Annotated in this window: 12 protein-coding genes; 9 read left to right on the plus strand and 3 right to left on the minus strand. The window is 63.9% G+C overall.

Annotated features, from left to right (window positions below; all coding sequences use genetic code 11):
• The first annotated feature begins 30 nt into the window (after positions 1 to 30).
• The gene (locus I6I71_RS04975; protein ID WP_201822687.1) at positions 31 to 2205 is read left to right on the plus strand and encodes a DUF6541 family protein; all 2175 of its coding nucleotides are present in this window, start codon (positions 31 to 33) and stop codon (positions 2203 to 2205) included.
• A 97-nt stretch (positions 2206 to 2302) separates the two neighbouring features.
• Complete coding sequence (eccB, locus tag I6I71_RS04980; RefSeq protein WP_201822688.1) at positions 2303 to 3541, plus strand: type VII secretion protein EccB; 1239 nt, start codon at positions 2303 to 2305, stop codon at positions 3539 to 3541.
• Positions 3542 to 3576: 35 nt separating this feature from the next.
• Here the strand turns inward: eccB and I6I71_RS04985 are convergent, their stop codons facing one another.
• On the minus strand, positions 3577 to 4746 hold the full coding sequence (locus I6I71_RS04985; protein ID WP_201822689.1) for a S8 family serine peptidase: 1170 nt from the start codon (positions 4744 to 4746) through the stop codon (positions 3577 to 3579).
• A 2-nt stretch (positions 4747 to 4748) separates the two neighbouring features.
• Complete coding sequence (eccD, locus tag I6I71_RS04990; RefSeq protein WP_201822690.1) at positions 4749 to 6077, minus strand: type VII secretion integral membrane protein EccD; 1329 nt, start codon at positions 6075 to 6077, stop codon at positions 4749 to 4751.
• Positions 6078 to 6304: 227 nt separating this feature from the next.
• On the opposite strand from eccD, the gene eccCa reads away from it, so the two are divergent.
• The 6 genes from eccCa (at position 6305) to rpsI (ending at position 13149) form a co-directional block, all read left to right on the plus strand.
• Positions 6305 to 10009, plus strand: coding sequence for a type VII secretion protein EccCa (gene eccCa, locus I6I71_RS04995; RefSeq protein WP_201822691.1), 3705 nt, complete (start codon positions 6305 to 6307; stop codon positions 10007 to 10009).
• A complete protein-coding gene (locus I6I71_RS05000) occupies positions 10006 to 10977 on the plus strand; it encodes a type VII secretion-associated protein (RefSeq protein WP_201822692.1) in 972 nt (323 codons plus the stop codon). Before eccCa ends, I6I71_RS05000 begins: the two co-directional genes overlap by 4 nt.
• A gap of 180 nt (positions 10978 to 11157) precedes the next feature.
• Positions 11158 to 11475: a WXG100 family type VII secretion target gene (locus I6I71_RS05005; protein ID WP_052205345.1), complete on the plus strand. Its 318-nt coding sequence runs from the start codon at positions 11158 to 11160 to the stop codon at positions 11473 to 11475.
• Positions 11476 to 11511: 36 nt separating this feature from the next.
• The gene (locus I6I71_RS05010; protein ID WP_052205344.1) at positions 11512 to 11796 is read left to right on the plus strand and encodes a WXG100 family type VII secretion target; all 285 of its coding nucleotides are present in this window, start codon (positions 11512 to 11514) and stop codon (positions 11794 to 11796) included.
• Positions 11797 to 12154: 358 nt separating this feature from the next.
• On the plus strand, positions 12155 to 12598 hold the full coding sequence (gene rplM / locus I6I71_RS05015) for a 50S ribosomal protein L13 (protein ID WP_052205343.1): 444 nt from the start codon (positions 12155 to 12157) through the stop codon (positions 12596 to 12598).
• Positions 12598 to 13149: a 30S ribosomal protein S9 gene (rpsI, locus tag I6I71_RS05020; RefSeq protein ID WP_070493751.1), complete on the plus strand. Its 552-nt coding sequence runs from the start codon at positions 12598 to 12600 to the stop codon at positions 13147 to 13149. Before rplM ends, rpsI begins: the two co-directional genes overlap by 1 nt.
• Before the next feature lie 90 nt (positions 13150 to 13239).
• Here the strand turns inward: rpsI and I6I71_RS05025 are convergent, their stop codons facing one another.
• The gene (locus I6I71_RS05025; RefSeq protein WP_201822694.1) at positions 13240 to 14928 is read right to left on the minus strand and encodes an FAD-dependent oxidoreductase; all 1689 of its coding nucleotides are present in this window, start codon (positions 14926 to 14928) and stop codon (positions 13240 to 13242) included.
• Positions 14929 to 15068: 140 nt separating this feature from the next.
• On the opposite strand from I6I71_RS05025, the gene glmM reads away from it, so the two are divergent.
• On the plus strand, positions 15069 to 16412 hold the full coding sequence (glmM, locus tag I6I71_RS05030) for a phosphoglucosamine mutase (protein WP_201823397.1): 1344 nt from the start codon (positions 15069 to 15071) through the stop codon (positions 16410 to 16412).
• Positions 16413 to 16518 lie beyond the last annotated feature (106 nt).

A 16518-nucleotide genomic window follows, 5' to 3' on the forward strand; every position in this document is an offset into this window, starting at 1 on the left:
CACCCTGCCGGGCTATGAGTTGGAGGAGCCATGACGTCGACTGCCGCCGTGTGGTTCGCGCTCATCTTCTTCATGCTCCCGGGCTTTGTAGTCAACTGGGTTGCTGGCATGCGCGCGCCGGCGGCGATGGCGGCAGCGCTCCCGGTCAGCTTCGGCGTGATCGGCATGTCCGCCTGGATGTGGGGGCTGACCACGGCGCCGTTTAACTTATGGACGTTCACGGTCAGCTGGGTGCTCGCCCTTGCCGCGGCGGCAGCGTGGCGTTATGCGTTTGCGCGTAGGGCACGGCGGCGCGGCGGCGAGGTGAGCTGGCGCCGGGCCCTGTTCCCTGGTGATTGGCGCGCGGGCAGCGTGCTGGCCCCAGCGTGGGTGCTTCCTGGCCTTGGCGTGGCGGTGGGTGCATGGATGAGCATCACCGATAGGTTGGGGTGGTTGCGCCGCCTGCCAAATGGCCTGGACAACATCGTGCAGGGCTGGGACGTGCAGTGGCACGCCAACGCAGTGCGTTTCATCATGGAAACGGGTGTGGCCTCCCCAACGAGGATGGGCGAGCTGCAGAACCTCGAGACCCACGCGGCACTGTTGTACCCCTCTGGCTTCCACGCGGGCGTGGCGCTGTTTGCTGAGGCCGCCGGCTTGGAGCCGATTCCGGCGCTGAACATCAGCCAGATCGTGCTGCCTGGCATTGCGCTGCCGATGAGCATGGCGTGTTTGGTGCTGGCGTTTTTGCGCTCGCGGGGACTGACGGCGCAGATTGCCGCGGGCCTTGCCGCGGCCCTTGTGTACGGCGCACCGCAGATTCTGTGGGTGTCTGATTACGTGGGCATGTGGCCCTACCTGTTTGCCATGACGCTGACCGGCACCGTGGTGTGGCTGTTTCTGCGGGTGCCGTTCCACCATGCGTCGGCGCTGCCGGCGGCGCTGGGTTTCTTAGGCGTGCTGTGCGCGCACCCTTCGGCGGTCACTGTTGTGGTGGTGTGTGTGGCGTTGGCGTGGGTGGCGTCGTTAGTAATCAAGCCCGCGCGCAGCCGGATCAGTGACCTGCTGTGGCTGGGCGCGCCGGCACTGGGTGCCTCGGTGGCGTTCCTGCCGCAGATTTTGGCGGGCTCCACGCAGGCTGAGGAAGTATCGGGCTGGCGTGCAGACGAGGCGTTTAAAGACACCGACGCCTGGGCCTCTGCCTTCTACATGCAGACGCGCCACGTGGATCAGTTCTTCCCCAACTTTGCCCAAGCGGACGCGATTGTGGTGCTGTGGCTCGCCCTGATCGGCGCCGTGGTGATGGTGTTTTGGCGCGGCCAGGTGTGGCCGGTGCTGGTGTATGCGATCAGCCTGTGCGCCGCGGTCAATGCGATTGACCAGTTTGATAACGGCTTCGGCACCGCGCTCAACGTGTTGGGCAATCTGCATTACAACACGCCGCACCGGTTGATTCTTCCGGTGGTGATGTGCGTGGTGGCTGCGGTGGCGGTGGCACTGGCCGCGATGGTGCGGCTGGTAACGCTGGCGCCGCTGGCCGCGCGCTCCCAAAGCACAGCGGCACGGTCGGCAGCAACGGCGGCGTCGGTGGCTGTGGCGTTGGTCCTTGGTGCGGTGGCGGTGCCCGCCGTGCGCGCGGAGACGGTTGCAGGCGCGGAGGATTCTTTCGCCAGCCCACGAAGCGGCGGACGCATGGTCAGCGCCGATGATCTGGCCGCGTTCGATTGGCTTGCCACCCAGCCGAAGGCATTTGAAGGCTACACCATGGGCGACCCCGCCGATGGGCACTCTTGGATGTACGCCTACAACGGAGTGCCCACCATGTCACGGCACTACCTGTGGCCCACGGGTGGGCGCGGCACAGCCTTTGACATCACGTACTGGAACGTGGATGACATCGGTGAGGGCCTGCGTGGCCAACCGCGTGCCACGAACATTGCAGACAAGGCAGTCGAGGCGCTGGACGTGAACTTCTATATGGTTAGCCCGGATCCTTTCTGGCATTTCCAGCGTACAAACCAGGAGGCCAAGCTGGGGCTGTGGGCTTCTGAAGGCATGACCCCGGTGTATCGCAAGGGCAAAGTGGTGATCTTTGCTGTCAACGCGGCGTTTAGCCCGGCGGAGATTACGGCCATGCGTGCTAACGCCCTGAACAACGGCTCCGATGCCGTGCCGCTGCTGGCGCCTGCAGGCGGCACAAGTACCGCAAGCACCACAGGTTTTTAGCCCATCGCTGCACGCCCGCGCGCAGTCCAAGGTAGGATGAGCGCTTACTGCAATTGCGATATTGCAATTGGGGGAAATCGGGGGAGGGGTAAAAACCATGGCAAAACTGTTGCCAACCACCAAAACGCAGGTTTCTGGTCACCGCTTCATGCGCAGGCGCGTTGAACACGGCATCGTTTTTGGTGACGTCCGCATGATCCACGATCCGCTGTCATCCAGGCGCCGCGCCATGGTGTTTGGCATGGTGGCGGTGCTGCTGGTTTCAGGGGTGATGGGGTTGTTTGCGTGGATGCGACCAAACCCAGACCCGGGGGAGGCGCCGATTTTACGCGCCAGCGATGGGTCCCTGTTCGTACAGGTAGATGGGGTCGCACACCCGGTGACCAATCTCGCTTCTGCGCGCCTGATTGCGGGTTCTGCCGCGCAGCCGGCGCGGGTGGGTGAGCAGGCGTTGGGGCAGCTGCGCAAGGGTGTTCCGGTAGGGATCGTGTCCGCGCCGGCGGTGTTCGCGCCGGCGGATTCGGAAGATGAATTTTGGTCCGTGTGCCAGGCCGGTACGGATGTGGTGGTGCGCGCCGATCAAGCGCCTGAGGCCTTGCTGCCCTCGGAGGCGGTGCTGGCGGTGGCGGATAACCGCGAGTGGGTGGTTACCGCGGCGGGCCGCACACAGTTGCCGCCACCGACCACCCCGGAAGGCCGCATCATCCGCCGCGGCCTGGGCGTCAGCGCCACCACGCCGCGATGGTCCCCGCCACCAGCACTTATCACCGTCCTGAAAGAGCTGCCGCCGTACGCGTTGCCGCACCCCTTGCCGCAGATTGTGCGCACCCCGGCCGGCAGCTGGTTGCTTGTCAATGGTGCGGTGCAGCCAATTACTCGCATTCAGGAGCTTTTGCTTATCGACGCCGGCGCGAACACCACCCACATCACCCAACCCCAACTCGCGTCCTACCCGGACCTGGAGCCAGCGTTTGATCTGCGGTTGCCGGAGCAGATCCCGATGTGGGTGGATCCCGCGCGCCGCGCCGTGTGCGTGGATGAAGTTGGCGGCGCCGGTGCCGTTTCCTACGAGGAGGCGCTGCGCGGGGCGGTGCAGCTTTCCGGCACCGCGGTGGCGACACACTTCGCGGGCCTTCACGCGGGATCAGTGGGGGTGGACTCCGGCTTCGGGTTTCACGTGGTCTCTGCGAATGGGCTGCGGCATGCGGCCGCTGAGGCACTGACGTTGGAGACCGTCGGTGTGGCTCGAATGGACACGGTGCCGTGGGGGCTGCTCGCCTTGCTGCCGGAGGGTGAGGCGTTGACGCGGGAGGCCGCGCTGACGGCCACCTACTAGACCGGTACTAGCGCCGGAGTATTAGCGCCGGAGTATTAGCGCCGGAGGCTGCGCGCGATCGTGATTACTCCAGCGAGCAGCAGTGCGCCGGCGATGACGATAAGCCCGCGGCCCGGTGCCAGGGAACGTTCCTGCGCCGCCGGGGTGATGAGCACGGGGGCTTGTTCCTCAAGTGTTTCGGGTGGCAGTTGGGAGATAACGCGCATCGGATCGATCGCGCCGTGACCGGGTTCGGCGGCGGCGAACACTAGCTCGCGCACCTGGTGTGGGCTCAAGTACGGGTAGCGCTGCAGCAGCAAGGCAATCGAGCCGGTCACCCTTGGTGCGGCGAAGCTGGTGCCCACGTACTGGGAGATGCGGTCGCGGCCGGCGACGGTGCCGGTAGCCCAGCCCGCACCGTCGGAGGCAAGCGCGTAGGACACGGTGCCGTCGGCGGAGACGAACGGGCCGGGCACGGTAATGGAGTAGTCCGCAAGCGCGTGGTTGGTGGCCCGAGCGCCTACGGCGATCACGGTTGGGGAGTGGGCGGGGATGACGCTGAAGCCCTGCTCGCAGGCTTCGGTGGTGTTGCCGGCTGCTGCTATGACGACGGCGCCGGAGTGTTCGGCGCGCATCAGGGCGTCGTTAATCGGCGCCATATCTACAAGCTGGGCTACCTCCGGTGGCAGGCACGAGACAACAGAGATGTTGATCACGCGTGCGTGCTCGTCGAGCGCGTTGTGGATGGCGGCGGCGAGGGTTTCCAGGGTGCCTGCGTATTCGGCAAGCTCGGCGTCGCCGGCGCGGTTGCGGTAGTGGGCGGAGGTTTGCCGGATGCTGATGATCTCTGCGTGGGGAGCGATGCCGCGGCTGGTGCCTGCGATGATGCCGGCCACGATGGTGCCGTGGCTGTCGCAGTCCGCAAACGGGTTTGGCGCGCCCGCATCGACAAAGTCGCGGCCGGCAATGAGCTGGTCTAGCTCCGGATGGTGGGCCACACCAGTATCAATGACCGCTACGCGGACGCCGGCGCCGGTGGCGAAGCGGTGCAGCGCATGACGCTCTGGTCCCGGTGCGGGAAGTGGCATGTCTGCCGGTAGGTGGGCGGGCACGGCGCAGGCGTAATCCTGGGCGGCGGCAACGGGTGCAAACGCTGGCACAGACAGTGCCAGAGCTGCCAGCGCCGCGGCAAGGGCACCCGCACGAACACAACGTCGAGCGCGCATCCTTAGAGCCCCCGGATCAGTCCGAAGAGGCCGGTGAGCTGCACCGCAAGCGGGATCACTGCCATGATGGCGGCGGCCTCGGCGCGTTCGAACCACACCACCGTGGTCGGCTCCAGTGTGGGTAGGTGTGGCGCCCACAGTGGGGTGGTGCTGATGCCAAGCAGAAGCAGTACCGCCAGCACGATCAGCACGGGGTGTGGGTCCTGAGCCACGATGACAGCGCCAAACAATGCGCACAGTGCGGCCAGGGTGGTCAGCGTTAACGCCACTCGGGACGCCGGGTAGTGGTGGCGGGTGGCGTGCAGCCCCATAGCGCCCGCGGCGGTCAACGCAAACGCCGAGACCCATCCAACGCGGCCGTCCGCATGCCAGCTGATCACAGCAAAAGCGGGGATGGTGCAGATGGCAACGGCAATCGCCATGGCGTCCGCAATCGCGATCGCGTTGGCGCTGCGAGCGTCCACATCCAGCTGGTAGCCGTCAGAGCCGGTGAATTCCTCGCCGGCCGTGGGGATGCGCGGGATTTGCAAGCCTGCTGCGCGGCTGGCCACGCCGGGGATAGCCATGACGGTGACTAGTCCCGCGAGTACGGCCAAAGCAGCCGGGGCGTCCCGGTCGGGCAGCCACGCACCCAAGGCGGCGACGCTGACCAACACCGCAGCGGTGCAGTAGGCGGCGGCAAGCGCCGGCCCAACGAGGCGCACCACGGCACCCGCCGCCATGGTGGTCAGTGCGGCAAACGCCCCGCTCATCGCTGCCACCGCCAGATCTCCTGGCCCCATCCAGGTGGCGCGCGGTCCAGCAACAAACGCACCTACCGCAAGCGCGGTGATCGCAGGCACGAAGCCGTACAACACACGTGAGCGCGACACTGCCGCCACTACCAACACCACCATCGCGCATGCCGCCAAGGCGACGGGCAGCGAAGCAAAGCGGCTGGCAATCCCGGCAATGCCCACCGCGCCGACAACGCCTGCGAGCACATCTAACCCGCGCGCCTCGCCAGTACCTTCGGCGGCAGCGCTCAGTGACTCGGCGGCGTCGCGAACCACAGGGGCGGAGGGCGGTTCGATGGGGTGGAAGGTGATCACGGAGCCGTCGAAAAGCCGAAGCTTATGCAGTGGTGTGTGCATGTCCAGCGGGGCACCTGCGACGGTAGTGGCCTCCCACGGGCGGTGCACCTGCGGAATGTCGATCATGCGCGCAAGCTCCGGCAGCACCTCTGCCAGCGTGGATGCGGTAGGCAGTGTGACATCGATGTCGCGGTGAGTTGACGCTACCGAAACCCGCACCGTGACACGCACAACGTGGTGCGCCGATGTAGCAACCATGGTTCTATCCCCCCAAAGTAAGTGTTTGCGCGGACCCCCTTTTTTAAGCCGCGCAGCTGGCCATCAGTATGCACCAGCGCACAAGCTGTGTCTAGCAAAATTCTTAAAAAACATGCGTGCAGGCCGCACATTGGGTTTATACTTCCACCAACGCCTGCAGGTTTGGGGGTCCGGTTCTGGGGGAATCGGCGCCTGTTGGCACTGTGACAAAGGGGGAAACAGGCAGAATGCTTGGCCGCGACCGCAACCCAGTTCTTGCACCCACCCACGGTGTGCTGATGCCGGAGCAGCAGCCACCACCGATGCCGCAGGGAGCGCTCAACGCTGAGGCCGTGCCTGCGGCCCAGAAAGATCAGCCGCTGCCGCTGATCCGGGTGCTCATCCCGGTGGTGATGGTGGTGGCAATCGCTGCCGTGATGGGGCTGATGGTGGCCTCGGGGCGCCAGATGAGCCCGATGATGCTGGTCTTTCCTTTAATGATGTTGATTGGCATGGTCGCCATGTTCAACCCCACCGAGGGCAAAGGCGACATCGATGAGACCCGGCGCGTCTACCTGCGTCACTTAGATGCACTGGTGGGTCGCGCCCGCACTAACGCCGTGAAGCAGCGCGAACACTCCACGTTCGTACACCCCGCGCCGGGCGAGTTGGCTACGGGAGTTGCCTCGGAGCGGGTGTGGGAACGGGGCGACACGCACCCACAGGCCCTCCAGGTCCGGCTGGGCACGGGCGCGACGGCGTTGGCCACCCCGGTGGAGGTGGATGATCCGGGCTCGCCGGAAGATCTGGACCCGGTGTGCGCGGTGAGTCTGCGGCGCACGGTGGCTGCGGTCAGCGCGGTGCACCAGATGCCGATTGTGGTGCAGCTGGCGGCGTTTCCGGCAGTCACGTTGGCGGGTCCGCGCGCGGCGGAGGTGGCGGCCTCCATTGTGTGCCAGCTGGCGTTTTTCCACGGCCCGGAGCTGGTGGGCATTGACGCCTCGCGTGCGCCGTTTGCCTGGTCAAAGTGGTTACCGCACGCCCGCAGGCCTGAGCAGGCGCAGTGGCGCATTTCGCTTGTCGACGCCACGCTAACCCCCACCAGCGCCCTCCACACAGGCTCCGCCGCGGCCGCAGCCATGGCAGCGCACGAGAGCGACTGCGTGATCACCATCCACCCGGACCCGCACTACGTTGTGGACGAAGACGCTCTGCACCTGGTGTGCACGGACACGATCACGGCGCACACAGCAACCGGTGCGGAGCCGCTTGGCGTGCCGGATGACTTCCGTGATGTGGAAGCGCAGCACCTTGCCCGCTTGCTCGCGTTTTATCGTCGCCCGGAGGAATCCGCAGGCTCCGGTGGGGCGGACGTGTTGTCCATGTTGGGGTTGGACAGGCTGGATTCGGCGGACATGGAGTCCATGTGGCCGGGCCGCGAGGGCACGCGCCAGCGCCTGACAGTGCCGATCGGTGCGACCCCGGACGGCCAGGCAGTGTTTCTGGATTTGAAGGAGGCCGCCCACGGTGGATCCGGGCCGCATGGTCTGTGCATTGGGGCAACAGGCAGTGGAAAGTCGGAATTGTTGCGGACCCTCGTTGTTGCCCTCGCTGCCACCCACTCGCCGGATGAGCTGAACCTGGTCCTGGTGGACTTTAAGGGTGGCGCGACCTTCCTTGGCTGTGAGGGCTTGCCGCACACCAGCGCCGTGATCACCAACTTGGAGGATGAGGCGGTGCTGGTGGAGCGTATGTATGACGCGCTGTCGGGTGAGATGCATCGCCGCCAAGAGCTGCTGCGCAAGGCTGGCAACTTTGCCAACATCACGGACTACACCGCGGAGCGGCTCGCGGGTACAGCCCGCGGCGCCAACTTGGAGCCGCTCCCGGCGCTGGTTGTGGTTGTCGATGAGTTCTCGGAGCTTTTGACCCAACACCCGCACTTTGCGGATCTGTTTGTGGCTATCGGCAGGTTGGGGCGCTCGCTTGGGGTGCATTTGCTGTTGGCCTCGCAGCGCCTGGAAGAGGGCAAGCTGCGCGGGCTGGATAGCCACCTGTCGTACCGCATCGGCTTGAAGACGTTTTCTGCCGCCGAGTCGCGCCAGGTGCTCGGTGTGCCGGACGCCTACGAGCTGCCTGGCGAGCCCGGTTCGGGATACCTCAAGGCCGGTGCGCCTCAGCTGACGCGTTTTCGCGCGGCCTACGTCTCAGGGCCGGTCACCCGCAGCGTGGTCACGCAGGCGCCGGTAGGGCCGGTCGTGGTGAGGCCGTTCCACGCCTGGGATGCCGAGCAGGAGGCGCTGGATAACCCACCAAAGCCGGAGACGGTCACGGAGACTGACACCTCTACAACGGTGGTGGATGCGGTGGTGGAAACCACCCGCAGGTTCGCCGAGGAGGCGGGCATGCGGGCACACCAGGTGTGGTTGCCGCCCTTGCCGGCGCAGTTGGAGCTTTCCGCGCTGCGTCCCGGTGAACACAACTTCGGCGCGCTACAGGTGCCGATGGGCCTGGTGGATGAGCCCTATCACCAGCGCCAGGACACCTTGCTGCTGGATTTAAGTGCTTCGGGTGGGCACGTGGCGTTGGCGGGTGCGCCGCAGACCGGCAAGTCGGAAGCGCTCAAAACCCTGGCGGCGTCGCTTGCGCTGACGCACACCACGGACCAGGTGGCGATCTACGCTATCGATGCTGGCAGCGGCGGGTTGTCAGACCTAGAGGTGCTGCCGCACGTTGCGGGCACCGCCACGCGTGGTGATGAGGAGAAGGTGCGCCGCATCGTCGATGAGTTGCTCGGCGTGATCGATGCTGAGGCCGAGCACCAGCAACAACCGACCCGCCACACGGTCCTGCTCGTGGACGGCTGGCACACCCTCCTTGCCACCGACTCCAAACTCGAAGACCTGCGCGATCCGCTCACCCGCATCGCCTCTGAAGGCCCGGCCGCCGGCATCCACCTGGTGCTGACAACCCAGCGCTGGAGCGCGGTCCGCTCCGGCGTCCGCGACCTAGTGGCCACCCGCTGGGAGATGAAACTCACCGAGCCGATGGACTCGCTGATTGACCGCAAGGTCCAAACCACCCTGCCAAACCGCCCCGGCATCGGCGTTACTCCAGCGGGTAAAGTCATGCTGATCGCCCGCACCACCGCGGAAGACCTCGCCCACATCGCCCAGGTCACCGCCACACAGCCGCGCGTGCCAAAGCTCAAGGTGCTTCCCACCCACGTCAATGGGCTTGTGCTTATCGACGCCCCGCCGTCGCCCCCAACCACCCCAATCCCACTCGGCGTTGGCGGCCCACGCCTGGAACCGGTGTGGTGCGCCTCCGGCCACGTGGTTGCAGCCGGCGGGGCAGGGTGCGGAAAATCCACGTTCATCGCCACCACCATCCGCGCCATCGAGGCACTGCCGCGCGAAGAGGCGCGGATGGTGATCCTGGACCCGCGCCGGGCACACCTGGGGCGCGCCAGCGACGACATGATCGCCGCTTATGGGGCGTCTTCAACCTCTATCGATGACGCGGTCAAGGCGCTGTGCCACACGTTGGCCTCGCGTCTACCGGGTGCGGATATTTCGCCCTCTGAGCTAGCAGCACGCTCCTGGTGGCAGGGCCCAGAGTTGTACCTGGTGATCGATGACTTAGACCTAGTCAACGACGCGGTGCTGCGGGACCTCGCCGAGTACATCCCGCACGCCCGCGACATCGGCTTGCACGTGATTTGTGCCAGGAAGCTAAGCGGGATCTCGCGCGCACTGTTCGGCGGGTTTTTGGGCGCGGTTAAAGACATCCACCCGGACGCGCTGGTCATGGACGGCACGCGCGATGAGGGCAGCGTCTTCGGGGTTCGTCCCGGCCCGCTTGCGCCGGGGCGCGCAACGCTTGTGCAACTGGGATCAACAGTCGGCGCCATCCAGGTTGCCGCACCATATGAAGAGGGGGAGGACCTATGAATCAGCTCAGCCAGCAGCAGCCAAAACTGCGCATCACGGTAACGGACGGATCGACCGTGTTTACCGGGGCGGCGAACCTGCACCGTTTCGACGCACCGTCGGAACACGAAATTGTCGCCTACGCCAAAAACGTCCTTGGTCCGTTTCCGGAAGGCGCGCCCGTGCACATCACCGCGTCCGCTGAGCGCTTAGCGCGCCTGGAGGCGGCGTTTGCGGACTATGACGTGGCGTTGACCTTGGAGGAGTTGGTGGGGGTTAGCGTGGACGTCGATAAGCAAGAGCCCAAAGAGCCCCACGAGCCCTTTGGGGTGGAAGAGGACTGGGAGCAAAACTGGCTGGTAGATGAGCCGGAAGAGCCGCTTGCAGAGCGCAGCCAGTGGCCGCTGTACTTGCTGGGTGCGGCGCTGGCGGCAGTCGTAGTGCTGGTGGGGTTCGGTGCGGTGTGGGCAATGCGTGCCTGGAACTCCCCGCCGGCAAGCGCCCAGGCGGAGCCGGTGCCGGCTACAACCGTGGTGACCACGAGCGAGGTGACCACGACGGAGCCTGCCCAGCCTGTTGAGCCACAAACAGTTGTGCTGGAACAAGACGGGCTGCGAGTGGAGTTGCCCGCCGGCTTTACCCTCGCTGAGGATGAGGACACGTGGCGCGCCACCGGTCTGGATCCAGATTTTCGCCTGCACATGGCAGTCGAGCAGCTGTACAACCTGCCCGCGCACACCATGGCTGAGCAGGTCTTGCGTGACATCGAAGCGGACCCGGAAACACAGCTTGTGGATACGGATGGACACTCGCTGACCTACCTCGAATTTCCCGGCGACGGATCCGAGGTGCTGTGGAAGACCTGGCCGCACGACAACTACCAAATCTTCGTGGCCTGCCACACCCGCACCGCGCCGACCACCGTGCAGCAAGCAACGTGCCGCATGGCATTCGACTCCGCCGAATTCTCACCGCCCGCAGCGGGCTAAAACCAGGCCAAAACAGGGCGAGTTCCAAAAAATTTTTACACAGTTTCAGCAGGTCACGGGATTTCCAAAAAGTTTTTTGCAAAACGATGGAACCTGAAGGCCGTTTAGCCAGTCCAAATAAGTGAACAGTTCATCGCATACCGGCTGTTCTCACCTAACACCTACAAGGGGGAAACCACCATGAGCCAATTCAAGACCGAAGCCGACGTCATGCGCTCCACCGCGGACCACGCGGACAACGTCAACGCAGATGTCAACCGTGAAATCGACCGCATCCAGGATGTGGCGCAGTCCGTCCGCAGCTCCTGGGAGGGCCGCGCGCAGCAGAGCTTCGACCAGTTGATGGTTCGTTACGACGATGCCCAGCGCCGGTTGACGGAGGCACTCAGCGACATCTCCAACAACATCCGTGACAACGCAAAGAACTTCGAGAACACGGACGTGACCACCACCGACAACATCGACCGCATCGCCGCCACCCCGGGTCTGGCGCTGTAAACGAGCAGAGCAAACGAGTAGAGAAGGACTTTCAACATGCAGATCAAGTACAACTTCGCCCAGATCTCCAACACCGCGCAGGACATCCGTTCCTCCGCACAGCGCATCAATGGCCAGCTGGGGGACCTCAAAGACATCATCAAGCCGATGACGGACACCTGGGAGGGTGAGGCCCGCGATGCATACTACGCGCACCAGGCCAAGTGGGACCAGGCCGCTGAGGACCTCAACCGCATCCTCAACCAGATCGCTGAGACTGTGGATGAGGGCAACAACCAGATGATGGCCGTCAACAACGCAGCAGCCAACAGCTGGGGCTAAACACTAACTACAGACTTCCCCTTGGTACACGGGTGATGGGGGCCGTGGACGCAAGGGGAACGGGGGAAGGGGGATACAACAGAATATGGGGGAGGCGGCGCCTCGCACACTAGCCATAACGTTCATGAACTCCGGTTCGGCTGGTGGGCGGGGCGCTGCTCTTTTAGATTCTTTGGGGTTTTGGTGGATGAACCTCGGATGACGTAAGGTTATCCACCTGTGTGTCGTGCAGGCACCCATGTGTGGGTGTTGTGCGTGGTTGTCGTCGGGTCTCCACCGGCCGCCGTCGATAAGCAAGATGCACATGTTTGAACAGATTTGGCCGGCAGCCATCTAGACAGACTTTAAGGAGTCATGCATGTCTACTTACCACCCGAAGAGCGGTGACATTACCCGTAAGTGGTACGTCATCGACGCTACCGACGTGGTGCTGGGCAAGCTCGCTTCCACCGTTGCAGACATTCTGCGCGGGAAGCACAAGCCGCAGTACGCACCGAACGTTGACACCGGTGACCACGTCATTGTGATCAACGCTGACAAGATCCACATCTCGTCCAACAAGCGCGATCGTGAGATGCGCTACCGCCACTCCGGCTACCCGGGTGGTCTGAAGTCCATGACCCTCGGCCGCGCACTGGACGAGCGTCCGGACCGCGTGATCGAGGAAGCTGTGAAGGGCATGATGCCGCACAACAAGCTTTCCCGTCAGTCCATCAAGAAGCTTCACGTCTTCGTCGGCGAAGAGCACCCGTACGCTGCTCAGAAGCCGGAAACCTACGAGTTTAAGCAGGTGGCACAGTAATGACCGAGCAGAACAACTACACCGAGGAAACCGCAGCTGAGGCGCTCGACACCGACATCGACGCTGCTACCGCTGCAACCGAGGAGTTCAACTACACCATCGCCGACGCTATCGCTCCTGAGCAGGACGAGGCAGCCGAGGCAGTTGAGCCGGTGCAGCTGCACGAAGGCCCGATCCAGACCGTTGGTCGCCGTAAGCGTGCAATCGCTCGCGTCACCGTGGTCGAGGGCGAAGGCAAGATCACCGTTAACGGCCGCGAGTTTGAGGACTACTTCCCGAACAAGCTGCACCAGCAGGACATCCTGCAGCCGCTGACGCTGCTGGAGCGCGAGGGCCAGTTCGACATCAAGGCCAACATCTCCGGTGGTGGCCCGACCGGCCAGTCCGGTGCTCTGCGCCTGGCTATCGCCCGCGCACTGAACATCTACAACCCGGCTGAGCGCACCACCCTGAAGAAGGCTGGCCTGCTCACCCGTGACGCTCGTGCAGTGGAGCGCAAGAAGGCTGGTCTGCACAAGGCACGTCGCGCACCGCAGTACTCCAAGCGTTAATCGCTGGCACTTACTGCAGTACGTACAAAACGCCGCAACCCGTTTCCTGGGTGGCGGCGTTTTTGCTTTGCCTATACTTACCCTGCCTGCCTAGGCACTTTTGGCGTGGTTGGCAATGATCCAGCCTGTCACCAAACCTTGGCCGATGGTTGCGCCGGCACCTGGGTAGACGGTGCCGAAGACGTTCGCGGCCGTGTTGCCCTGGGCGTAGAGGCCGGGTACGGGGGAGCCGTCGTTACGCAGCACGGTTCCCTCCGCATTAGTGGAAAGGCCGCCGCAAGTACCCAGGTCCGACAGCACCATACGTGCCGCATACAGCTTGCCGCTGAGCGGACGCAGGTTGTTGTTTGGAAGGTTTGTCGGGTCGCCGTAGTAGTTGTCATACAACGAATCGCCGCGCCAGAACTGAGCGTCCACACCCGCCTGTGCGTCCGCGTTGAAGGACTGCATTTGCTGCACAAAATCATCGACGGGCAGCCCAACCTTGGTGGCGAGCTCCTCCGGGGTTTCTGCCTCAACAATCACACCAGCGTCGTACCACTCCTGCGGGAACGGCATCCGCGGGAAGATCTCCGAGGCAAACAGGTAGGAATCCTTATACGCCTTATCAAAAATCAGCCAGAGATCGTTGGCGCGGCCCTCCTCGCGCAGCGCCAAGGTGCGCTGGCCGAAGGTCATGTAATCAGTGGACTCGTTAATAAAACGCGTGCCGTGCTCATCCACCATGAAGGAGCCCGGCAGGGAACGCTCTGCAAGCATGATCTTCGGCCCACCGTCGGCCTCTACTGGGGCGAGCGACGGGAACCACCACGCCTGATCCATGAAGCTGGTCTCCGCATCGGCCTGGTCTACGGCGATGGAGATCAGGTCACCGAAGTTGGCGTCATTTCCTAGCGTCATGTCCTTTCTCAGCGTGGGGGACTGGAACCGTTGACGCCAATCCATGTTGTGCTCAAACCCGCCGCCGGCCAAGACCACGCCCTTGCGTGCGCGGATGGTCACGTTCTTGCCGTCTTGGGAGGCGGTCACGCCGGTGACGCGGCCTGCGTCGTCCTGCAGCAGCCCAGTCATTGGGGTGCGCGTCCAGATCGGGATGTTGCGCTTCACGCAGCCGTGGAACAAACCACCCGCTGTGGCCTGGCCGGTTGCTACATATTCGCGGCCGATGGCCAAGCCCCCGATGCCTTGGATGGTGCGCCACGCGGCTTGCGGCAGGGCCTTTACGGGCAGCTTGGTAATCAGGTTGAGGTACTTATAGTTCGCGCCGGTTGCCGGCATGGGGAAGGGGGCTTCGATGGCTGGCGGGTGGAAGCGGCCCCGCTCATCTCCAAGCTTTCGCAGATCAAACGGCTTCGCTTCGCAGGTGCGTCCAATGGCGGCACCACCAGGGCGCTCAGGGTGGTAGTCGGAGTAGCCTTTTGCCCAAAACAGGTTGAGCTCAGTCAGCTCGTCCAACTTCTTGATTGCGGCCGGGCCCGCCTTGATAACGGCTTCCCAACGCTCACGCGGGGCATCATCACCAACCAAGTCATCGACGTATTCCAGGCCGCGTTCCACGGTGTCGTCGAAACCGTCGCGCTGCAGCACGTGGTTTCCGGGGGCCCAAAATGCGCCACCGGACATGGAGGTGGAACCGCCGACGTACTCGCTTTTTTCAATGACAAGTACATCCAAGCCCAGATCGTCGGCGTAGAGCGCGGTAGCTAATCCGGTACCGGAGCCGACGACTAGGACATCAACTTCAATATCGCGTGCGGTGGGACCTGAGGGAACACTCATGGATCTCTCCTTCGCTGTGTGTGAGTTGTTACCTTGACCCGCCATGCTACGGAAAAGAAGCAACGTGGATGCCGGCTGCTGTGAAGCGACACATTCGAATGATGGGGCTGAGGCAGAAGGGGGCGTGCATAATGAAACGCATGACTCGACTCTTTGGAACTGATGGTGTCCGCGGCCTGGCTAATGAAGCGCTGACGGCCTCGATGGCACTGAAACTGGGGGCAGCGGCCGCAACCGTACTGACCAAGGACCGTCGCTCCGAGAGCCGTCGGCCGACTGCGCTGATTGGCCGCGACCCGCGCGTATCCGGTGAGATGCTGGCTGCGGCGATGGCGGCTGGCATGGCCTCGAAGGGTGTGGATGTGCTGCGCGTTGGCGTTATCCCTACCCCGGGCCTGGCATTTCTTACCGACGACTACGGCGCCGACATCGGTGTTATGATCTCCGCCTCGCACAACCCGATGCCGGACAACGGCATCAAGTTTTTCTCTGACGGCGGCAAGAAGCTGCCGGATGATGTGGAAGACGAGATTGAGGCTGCGATGGCGCAGCTGGATGAGACGGGACCGACCGGCACCGGCATCGGCCGCGTTATTGAGGAGGCGCCGGATGCACAGGAGCGCTACTTGGCGCACCTGAAAGAGGCGGTCTCTGCTGACCTGTCCGGCATCAAGGTTGTAGTGGATTGCGCCAACGGTGCGGCCTCCCAGGTGGCACCGAAGGCCTATGCTGCTGCGGGTGCTGAGGTGGTTGCCATCTTTAACAAGCCGAACGCTTTCAACATTAACGACGGCTCCGGCTCCACCCACATGGAGCAGATCCAGGAGGCCGTGGTGGAGCACGGCGCCGACATCGGCCTTGCCCACGATGGTGACGCGGACCGCTGCCTTGCTGTGGACGCCGAGGGCAACATTGTGGACGGTGACCAGATCATGGCGATCCTGGCCACCGGCATGAAGGAACGCAACGCGCTGCACGACAACACGCTGGTAGCCACGGTCATGAGCAACCTTGGCCTGAAGCTGGCTATGGCGGAGCAGGGTATTGAGCTCAAAGAAACCGCGGTGGGGGATCGCTACGTGCTCGAAGAGCTCGGCCGTGGCGACTACTCGCTCGGTGGCGAGCAGTCCGGTCACCTGGTGATCCCGGCACATGCCACGACTGGCGACGGCACACTGACCGGCCTGAGCCTCATGGCCCGCATGGCGGAAAGCGGCAAGACCTTGGCGCAGCTGGCAAGCGTGATGAAGGTGCTGCCGCAGGTGCTGATCAACGTACCGGTGTCCAACAAGGGCAAAATCATGGATGCAGTCGAGGTCCAGGAAGCTATCCGCGAGGCTGAGGCGGAGCTGGGTTCCTCCGGCCGAGTGCTGCTTCGCCCGTCCGGCACCGAAGAGCTCTTCCGCGTCATGGTGGAAGCAGCCGACGAGGAGCAGGCGCGCAAGGTCGCAGGCGCGCTGGCAGCGGTAGTCGCAGCTGTGTAGCGCAGCTCATCCTGGGGGCGAAGGCCTCATTTTTAGTCAGGTGTAGGTCCGCTCGGATCCCTGTATTACCCGTGTAGAAAAATTTTTCTGCCGGGCAGGGAACCAG

The organism is Corynebacterium riegelii (assembly GCF_016728505.1).
GTDB classification, from domain to species: domain Bacteria; phylum Actinomycetota; class Actinomycetes; order Mycobacteriales; family Mycobacteriaceae; genus Corynebacterium; species Corynebacterium riegelii.

Bases quoted from the DNA above. Each gene is read 5' to 3' on its own strand.
- rplM (WP_052205343.1), top strand. From the start codon at position 12,155: ATGTCTACTTACCACCCGAAGAGCGGTGACATTACCCGTAAGTGGTAC.
- I6I71_RS04975 (WP_201822687.1), top strand. From the start codon at position 31: ATGACGTCGACTGCCGCCGTGTGGTTCGCGCTCATCTTCTTCATGCTC.
- I6I71_RS05005 (WP_052205345.1), top strand. From the start codon at position 11,158: ATGAGCCAATTCAAGACCGAAGCCGACGTCATGCGCTCCACCGCGGAC.
- I6I71_RS05025 (WP_201822694.1), bottom strand. From the start codon at position 14,928: ATGAGTGTTCCCTCAGGTCCCACCGCACGCGATATTGAAGTTGATGTC.
- I6I71_RS04985 (WP_201822689.1), bottom strand. From the start codon at position 4,746: ATGCGCGCTCGACGTTGTGTTCGTGCGGGTGCCCTTGCCGCGGCGCTG.
- rpsI (WP_070493751.1), top strand. From the start codon at position 12,598: ATGACCGAGCAGAACAACTACACCGAGGAAACCGCAGCTGAGGCGCTC.
- I6I71_RS05010 (WP_052205344.1), top strand. From the start codon at position 11,512: ATGCAGATCAAGTACAACTTCGCCCAGATCTCCAACACCGCGCAGGAC.
- I6I71_RS05000 (WP_201822692.1), top strand. From the start codon at position 10,006: ATGAATCAGCTCAGCCAGCAGCAGCCAAAACTGCGCATCACGGTAACG.
- eccD (WP_201822690.1), bottom strand. From the start codon at position 6,077: ATGGTTGCTACATCGGCGCACCACGTTGTGCGTGTCACGGTGCGGGTT.
- eccB (WP_201822688.1), top strand. From the start codon at position 2,303: ATGGCAAAACTGTTGCCAACCACCAAAACGCAGGTTTCTGGTCACCGC.
- eccCa (WP_201822691.1), top strand. From the start codon at position 6,305: ATGCTTGGCCGCGACCGCAACCCAGTTCTTGCACCCACCCACGGTGTG.
- glmM (WP_201823397.1), top strand. From the start codon at position 15,069: ATGACTCGACTCTTTGGAACTGATGGTGTCCGCGGCCTGGCTAATGAA.